General features: G+C 49.9%; 7 protein-coding genes and 1 riboswitch. Of the genes, 4 read left to right on the forward strand and 3 right to left on the reverse strand.

Annotated elements, in window-relative coordinates; translation table 11 throughout:
• Positions 1-19: 19 nt before the first annotated feature.
• The 3 genes from ON064_RS16530 to ON064_RS16540 all read right to left on the reverse strand — a co-directional run bounded on the left by ON064_RS16530 (position 20) and on the right by ON064_RS16540 (position 3,593).
• Complete coding sequence (locus ON064_RS16530) at positions 20-649, reverse strand: queuosine precursor transporter (protein ID WP_112232783.1); 630 nt, start codon at positions 647-649, stop codon at positions 20-22.
• Positions 650-661: 12 nt separating this feature from the next.
• On the reverse strand, positions 662-1,156 hold the full coding sequence (gene queF, locus ON064_RS16535) for a preQ(1) synthase (RefSeq protein ID WP_058382035.1): 495 nt from the start codon (positions 1,154-1,156) through the stop codon (positions 662-664).
• 96 nt (positions 1,157-1,252) lie between these two features.
• Positions 1,253-1,300: riboswitch (PreQ1 riboswitch) on the reverse strand.
• 964 nt (positions 1,301-2,264) lie between these two features.
• Complete coding sequence (locus tag ON064_RS16540; protein WP_274625629.1) at positions 2,265-3,593, reverse strand: cytochrome P450; 1,329 nt, start codon at positions 3,591-3,593, stop codon at positions 2,265-2,267.
• Between the two features lie 196 nt (positions 3,594-3,789).
• On the opposite strand from ON064_RS16540, the gene ON064_RS16545 reads away from it, so the two are divergent.
• From ON064_RS16545 to ON064_RS16560, 4 genes are all read left to right on the forward strand, one after another.
• Positions 3,790-4,719 carry a phosphotransferase family protein gene (locus ON064_RS16545; protein ID WP_274625630.1) on the forward strand — a complete coding sequence of 310 codons (930 nt, stop codon included), beginning with the start codon at positions 3,790-3,792 and terminating at the stop codon, positions 4,717-4,719.
• A 77-nt stretch (positions 4,720-4,796) separates the two neighbouring features.
• Entirely contained in the window at positions 4,797-5,348 is a 552-nt protein-coding gene (locus tag ON064_RS16550; protein WP_274625631.1) for a TraR/DksA C4-type zinc finger protein, read from the forward strand.
• Between the two features lie 120 nt (positions 5,349-5,468).
• The gene (locus tag ON064_RS16555; protein WP_274625632.1) at positions 5,469-5,756 is read left to right on the forward strand and encodes a DUF4440 domain-containing protein; all 288 of its coding nucleotides are present in this window, start codon (positions 5,469-5,471) and stop codon (positions 5,754-5,756) included.
• Between the two features lie 40 nt (positions 5,757-5,796).
• Positions 5,797-6,180: thiol-disulfide oxidoreductase DCC family protein (locus ON064_RS16560; RefSeq protein WP_274625633.1), on the forward strand; the 384-nt coding region annotated here is incomplete at its 3' end.

Consider the following 6,180-nt stretch of genomic DNA (forward strand, 5'->3'; position numbering starts at 1 on the left):
TTTTTTATGCATGAATCGATTACGCGAAGCTTTTTTGAGTGGCTGTCTTGGAGCGGCGCGCGAGTTTGACGAGCAGGTAGACGAGCGGCGTGTCCGCTGCTGCAACGACCCATTTGAACAAATACTGCGTCAAAATCATGGCAGCCAACGCCGACAGCGGCATCGTCCCATAAAAAGCGATGGTGATGAAAATCGTCGTATCGACCAATTGGCTGACCATCGTAGAGGCGTTATTGCGCAGCCACAATTTCGATTCGCCGTTTCTGGCTTTTAATTTATGGAAAATCGTGACGTCCAGGTTTTGGCTGATGAAATAAGATACCAAGCTTGCGAGCGTCACCCGGAAGCCGGCCGAGAAAATCGATTCAAACGCTGCCTGGTCCGCAAAAAACGGCGCGGACGGCAAGTGGATAGCCGCAAAGATGAACGCCAGGGCTGCGAGTTGTGTGATAAACCCAGCCATGACCGTTTGGCGCGCGGCTTCTTTGCCGTACACTTCCGCGATTGTGTCAGTGATCGGGAACGTAAAGACGTAGACGATAACTGCAGCCGGCAGCACCGCCCATTCGTTGATGGAAAATAATTTTACTGCCAAAATATTCGACAGGATAAGCAGCCCGACAAAAGCGCCGTTCAAATAAAGTAGCATGGACGGTTCTCCTTATCGGTTGGTGATCGTTTCCGGATTCATGTCGTGGTTCATCATCCGGTACGTCGCCATTTCTTCGTATTTCGTGCCAGGCTTGCCATAGTTCGTATACGGGTCGATCGACAAGCCGCCGCGCGGAGTGAACTTGCCCCATACTTCGATATAACGTGGGTCGAGCAGCTCGATCAAGTCGTTCATGATGATGTTGACGACATCTTCATGGAAATCGCCGTGGTTACGGAAGCTGAACAAATACAGCTTCAAGGCTTTGCTTTCGACGAGTTTTTTGTCGGGAATGAAGCTCAAGTAAATCGTCGCGAAATCGGGCTGGCCGGTTTGCGGGCACAGCGAGGTGAATTCCGGGCAATTGAATTTGACGAAGTAATCGCGCGTGTGGAGATTGTCGATCGCTTCTAAAATGCCTGGGTCGTATTCGAATTTATAGCGCGTGTTCTGGTTGCCGAGCAAAGACAAATGCTCAAGTGTTTCTTCATTTCTTCCTGCCATGTGGGTGGCCTCCTTATAATAGGCCGGCTGGGGGAGAGCTATAAAAAATTCGGACAAACGAAAAGCCGAATCGCATGTGGATTCGGCTTGATTTCAAAATCCATAGTTTTTTATAGAGGGTGGAATGCTATGAACCTCTCCCGTTGCCGGGTTATTTAATTTCCTGCCTTATCGTATAAGATAGGGACGGTTCTGTCAATTGTTGGTTTGTTAGGAATTAGAATCTGTAATTTGCGAGTCATACATCTAGGTGCATGATAAAGAGTGAGTAGAAAAGCTTTCGCTTTTCGACTGCGTTTCAGGGGGGCTGCTTTCCGAGGGGCGGGTGTTGAGCCAATGTACGGCAAAGAGCGCCGTACATTTGTCTCGCCAGCCCGCGCGGTCCCTCAGGAGTCAGCCCCCCTTCCACTCCGTCTCTAGTTTTAGAAAGGAAGGGAATTTCTTCTGTCCATTCGACAGGAAATGCTGAGATGCTTCATATTTTTAACTAGACTCATCTTTAGTGTCGAGAAGCTAATTAGTTCTGACCCTACCCACAACATTTTAGACTGTAGCGCCAATGTGTCAGACTCCGCATCTCAGGAAGTGATTCCCCACTAGCCAGCAACTGACTATAGAAGCAGATCTATCTGATCATGCTCGACACATTGAAATCTCTCAGCCGTCCAGCGCCAAGGGTGAGCCGACGCAATAAGACAGGCGTTTTTCCTGGCTTATTGCAAGAGGCCAACCCAAAGCAGGGCGGTGGCTACTAAAATGAAGCTCAACTAATGAGCGGGAATGATTCCACAAACAAGCCCTCGCTATCTTCATAATACGCTCGATCTGGAAAGCGATTTCCCCGCTATCCGGCAACTTTATATAGAAGCAGATCAATTTAATCATGCTTTATACATTGAAATCTCTAAGCTGCCCAGCGCCACGGGTGAGCCGACGCAGTAAGACAAGTGTTCTTCTTGGCTTACTGCCAAAGGCCAACCCAAAGCAGGGCGGCGGCTACCAAAATGAAGCTCAACTAATGAACAGGAATGATTCCACAAACAAGCCCTCGCTATCTTCTTTTCCAGAAATAAAAAAAGCTAGAGACAGAATCTCTAGCCTTTCATTATTAATGGAATGGGCATCCTGATTGCACCGTCGTGTTCTTTTGTTCGTGATAGAACACATTGTCTGGGCGGTTTTTCAGTTTTTGGACGTCTTTTAAGATCAAGCGGCTTTTTGGCATGGTTGGCATGCGGGACATGTCGTAGGACAAGTCTTGTTCAGGCACGCTGTATTTCAAGTTCTCCGCAAAATATTTGAAGATTGATTGCATATACATGACCGTCATCCATTCCCCTGCACAGCGGTGTCCGGTATGGTGGTCGCCGCCGCCTTGAGGGACGAAGGAGAACGGGCTGCCGTCCCATGTGCTGAAACGTTCTGGGATGAATTCATCGGCGTTGTCCCAAGAGTCCGGGTGATGGTTCGTGCCGTAAAGGTCCAGAATGACGCGCATATCTTTTTTGAAGTGGACGCCGTTCCAGTTGAAATCTTTTTTGGAGATCGCTGCCATGACCGGTGCGAACGGATAATAACGGCGCACTTCCTGGGCGAAATTGTGGCTGTAATTGTTTTCGTCTGCTTGGAGTTTGCCACGCGTGACCGGGTTTTCGTGCATCGCCATGACGCCGAAGACGATAAAATAAGCTGTAGCAATCATCGGGCGGTAGGCGTTATTCAAGTCGACAGCTGCCGTCTCGAGGTCGAGCAGCTTGCCGTTCGGTGTCCGGTGATGGGAGACGATATATGCTGCCGTATAGGCCGGCGGATTGTATTCGCCTTTACGGATTTGCTTGATGATTTTCTTCAGCCAGTCTTCGTGCGCATTGCGTGCTTTCATGCCTTCAAGGTAGCGCCCTTCAGTAAGGCCGAATGAATCGACCATCGTTACGAGCTCCCATGTGCGTTGCTTGACTTCGCTTTCTTTCATCGGAAGCCCTGCCCAGTGGATCATGGAGCGCGTGAAGATTTCTTCGATTTCATCCAATAGGACGACTTCGTCCATCTGCTCCCATTGTTCGGCCTTGGCATCGAGTTCTTGAATCATCATGCGTTTGGCATCTTCCAAACGTTCAGGTGTCATCATCGACAGGAACATGCGCTTTTGCTGGTGATGGTCCTCGCCGTCGCGGCCGTGGACCGCACCTCGCCCGAATAGCGTTTGCTCAAGCGGAAGCGGCGCTGCGCCACTGCGCTTGAAATATTCATTATTGTAGAACAGTTCAGCCGCTTCTTCGCCGGCCATGCACACTACCTTTTTCCCGAGCAGGCGGGTTTCAAAAATATCCGAACCCAGCTCTTTGCGGCGGCCGGGCAGGAAATCAAATCCTTCTCCAAGAAGGGATAGGGTATTGTCCAATTCTTTTGCTTTCGGGATCGGGTGCTTCACTTTCATGTAACGTCAGCTCCTTCAGTATGTTCAATGCAGGTGATTTACCTGTTAAGTTGAAAAGTCATTGTAGGCAACCATACCCTTCTGGGGCCTCGGTAAACGCTTCCGGAATTTCAAGATAGCGTCTATCAAAAAGCTGGAGTAGGCGTTTTTTCATGGTACACTTAAAACAAAAGATAGGCTGAAAGGAGCGGCAAGGATGACAAATGGATTCGGCGGCTTATCCCGCCAGGCACTCGAATGGGTCGAGTCGAAATGGCCAGGAGCTGCATTGGAAGAAGCTATTCCCTTAGAAGGTGGGACTTCTTCACTGCTTTATGAAATTCGTGCAAGCAAAGACGGGGAGCGGCAGAGCGTCGTGTTGCGGCTTCACCATAAAGGGGAGTGGCTTGACCAGGAACCGGACTTGGCGAAGCATGAAGCGATGAGCCTGGAACTTGCAGAAAAAGCTAGCATTCCCGCCCCGCGCATTTTGGCGTTTGACGAAAGCGGCGAAGCATGCGGCATGCCCGCCGTGTTGATGACGAAAGTTCCGGGAGCGGTCATCTTGCCGCCCGCCTACGATTCAGCCTGGCTTGATGGGCTTGCTGAGACGCTCGCTGAAATCCATCGCCATAAAGCAGAAGGGTTTCCTTATGAGTATTTTGCCTATAACGATGCACGGCGCCTCGAGCGGCCGAAGTGGTCGCGCGTGGAAGGAGATTGGATGCGCGCATTCTATATCGTAGCCGCGGGTGGGCCGCTGGTGGAGTATTGCTTGATCCACCGTGATTATCACCCGGGAAATATTCTATGGGAAAATGGGCGCGTCAGCAGCGTTGTCGATTGGGTCAATACGTGCCGTGGGCCTGCGGGTGTCGATGTTGGACATTGCCGTGTCAACTTAGCGCAGCTTTACGGCACACGCATCGCCAACGAATTTTTGGATGCTTACGAACGCCATGCCGGTGAATCGTTTGTGTACGATCCGTATTGGGATTTGCTGTCACTGATCGATATCTTGGACGGCAAGCCGGCAGTCTACCCTGGATGGAAGACGTTTGGCATGACCGGTTTATCCGATGAATTGGTCCGATACCGTTTGGATGAGTATTTGATGAGCTTGATGGACCGCTTCGATGATTTCTAAGCTGTGCCCCTGAGGTTTGATTTCTCCGAGAAAGGCAATATATATAGCACAAGCGAGTATTTAGAGGAGGAGTCATAATGACGGACGAACAGCAAAAGAACTTGAAGCAAGAACTCGAAGCGCAATTGAAATCGCTCGAGGAACGCATGGAACATGCAGAAGAATTCGAAACTAGCGAACTATCTAATTACGATAATCACCCAGGCGATAACGCCACTGATTTGTATGATCAGGAACGCGGGATGGCGATGGAGCAATTCAAGGAAGAAGAGCATGAAGACGTGCTTGCTGCGCTAAAAGCCATTGAAGATGGAACTTATGGAAAATGTGCAGTGTGCGGGAAAGACATTCCATATGAGCGGCTTGAAGCTATTCCTACCGCACTGACTTGCATCGATCACGCCGATCACAGCTTGGATTTGGAAAGCCGCCCATCAGAAGAAGATGTCATCGGCTCGTCGACAGACCGACCGGCCAAAACGGAAGATAGCCGAATCCGCGATTACGACAACAGCTTTGAAGATGTCGAGAATTTCGGTTCCTCGGATGGCCCCCAAGACCAACCAGGGGAAGATCAGGAAGATTTCTACAAGGACGACGAGGCAGAGGAAGACGAACAATTTAAATAAGCTGGTCCCGGCGCTCGCCGGGGCTTTTTTTAATACAGATAGATGGAAAGCTTACATAAACAATTTCTAGATTTAGAGAACAGCCATTTGGCGCCGGCTGCCAGGGAGTCGAACCGCAACATGGCGGAAATATTGGATGACGAGTTTTTTGAATTCGGCATCTCCGGCGGGACTTGCCAGCGTTCTGATTTTAACGGGGACTATGCTTTGCAAGAAGACGACTATCATATTTCCCGCTTTGAAGCAAAATCTCTTGGGCCGGAGTCGGTTCTGACGATATATGCCTTGGAGAACCGGACGACAGGGATATGGAGCCACCGCAGTTCAGCATGGAAAAAACGACAGTACGGCTGGAAGCTCTTCTTTCATCAAGGGACGAAGACAGATGGTTTCAAGAGATGGGAATAGGGAAGATAAGGGACAGGCATTAGTTAAAGGAGGATCATCTATGGAGCATGCGATTGTGTTATTCGATGGGGATTGCAATTTCTGCGATTCCAGTGTGCAATTCATCATCAATCATGACCCGGCAGGTTACTTTCAATTCGCTTCCCTGCAAAGTGAAATCGGGCAAGAGCTTTCCAAAAAGCACAATGTGCCGGACGACGTCGACAGCCTTGTATTGATTGAAGGCGGCGAAGCATACGTGAAGTCAGAAGGAGCGCTCAAGATTTCACACCATTTGACGGGCCTTTGGAAACTGGCATATCATCTTCAGCCATTCCCGCGCGTACTTCGTGATGGTGCATACGACGTCATCGCAAAAAACCGCTATAAAGTATTCGGCAAGCTCGACAGCTGCATGCTGCCGCCTCCGCATATCCGCAAGCGT

This window comes from Planococcus sp. A6 (assembly GCF_028823615.1).
Taxonomy (GTDB): Bacteria; Bacillota; Bacilli; order Bacillales_A; family Planococcaceae; genus Planococcus.